The organism is Pseudophaeobacter sp. 1A09344 (assembly GCF_041008745.1).
GTDB lineage: Bacteria > Pseudomonadota > Alphaproteobacteria > Rhodobacterales > Rhodobacteraceae > Phycobacter > Phycobacter gallaeciensis_A.
Genome location: NZ_JAXGFS010000037.1, coordinates 1 through 1,276, shown reverse-complemented (window position 1 = coordinate 1,276; position 1,276 = coordinate 1). Strand labels below are relative to the sequence as shown.

The 1,276-nt window shown below is 57.3% G+C and carries 1 protein-coding gene; it reads left to right on the top strand.

Annotated features, from left to right (window positions below; all coding sequences use genetic code 11):
- Nucleotides 1–83: 83 nt before the first annotated feature.
- Nucleotides 84–1,237 (top strand): IS3 family transposase gene (locus SM765_RS22975; RefSeq protein ID WP_490363107.1). Its coding sequence is split into 2 segments (ribosomal slippage): nt 84–345 and nt 345–1,237, totalling 1,155 coding nucleotides; the frame shifts between segments, so codons are not numbered across the junction.
- The last annotated feature ends 39 nt before the right edge of the window (nt 1,238–1,276 follow it).

The window sequence follows — 1,276 nt, the reverse complement described above, 5'->3', positions numbered from 1 at the left end:
GTTTGAGCTACCCCCTGAATTTCGGACACTGACGTAAGCTACGAATTGCTGTCTGTTGATCTTCGACGCAGAGGAGATCAGAGATGTCGAAACGGAAGAACCATTCGCCTGAGTTCAAGGCCAAGGTCGCGCTTGAGGCTTTGAAGGGCGAGCGGACTGTTGCAGAGCTGGCAAGCCAATTTGGCGTTCATCCGACGATGATCCACAGCTGGAAGCGGGCGCTCCTGGAGGGCGCGTCCGGCGTGTTCGAGCGTGGCGGCAAGAAAACCCCGGAGATTGACGAAGAACAGGTCAAAGAGCTGCACGCTAAGATTGGGGAGCTGGCCGTTGCCAACGATTTTTTGTCACGAAAGCTCAAACCGTGGATCGGCAAGTGAGGCGGAAAATGATCGAGCCTGCCAATGCCAATCTGCCCATTGGCAAGCAGTGCAAGCTGCTGTCGATCTCGCGGTCGTCGTTCTATTATCAACCCAAAGGCGAGACGGCTCTGAACCTGATGCTGATGCGTCGGATCGACGAACAGTTCCTGGAAACGCCGTTCTTCGGTGTGCGGCAGATGACTTGGCATCTGCGCAATGAGGGTCATTTGGTGAACGAAAAGCGGATCAGGCGGCTGATGAGGGTGATGGGGCTCATGCCGATCTACCAGAAGCCCAACACCAGCAAGGCAGCGAAGGGACACAAGACCTACCCCTATCTGCTGCGTGGTCTGCGGGTGGGGCGCCCGAACCAGGTCTGGGCGGCAGACATCACCTATCTGCCAATGCGCAAGGGGTTCCTGTATCTGGTGGCGATCATTGACTGGCACACCCGCAAGGTGCTGGCCTGGCGCATCTCGAACACGCTGGAAGCGGACTTCTGTGTCGAGGCGCTGAACGAGGCCATCCACAAGTTCGGCCCGCCCGAGATCATGAATACAGATCAGGGCAGCCAGTTCACGTCTTTCGCCTGGACGGACAGGCTGCGGCGATCCGATGTGCGCATCTCGATGGATGGCAAAGGCCGGTTCCTCGATAACATCTTCGTCGAGCGGCTCTGGCGGAGTCTGAAATACGAGTGCGTCTACCTGCACGCTTGGGAGACTGGATCAGAGGCGAAGGCAGGCGTCGGCAGATGGATCGAGTTCTATAATCGAAAACGCCCACATTCCGCCCTTGGCGGCAAGCCTCCTGCCATGGTCTATTGGCTGAGAAAAGACGAAACCCAACCTGGTCAGCAGCGGCAGAGAGTAGCTTAAACTACGCCAGATCCTGTCCAACGATCGGGGAGTAGCTCA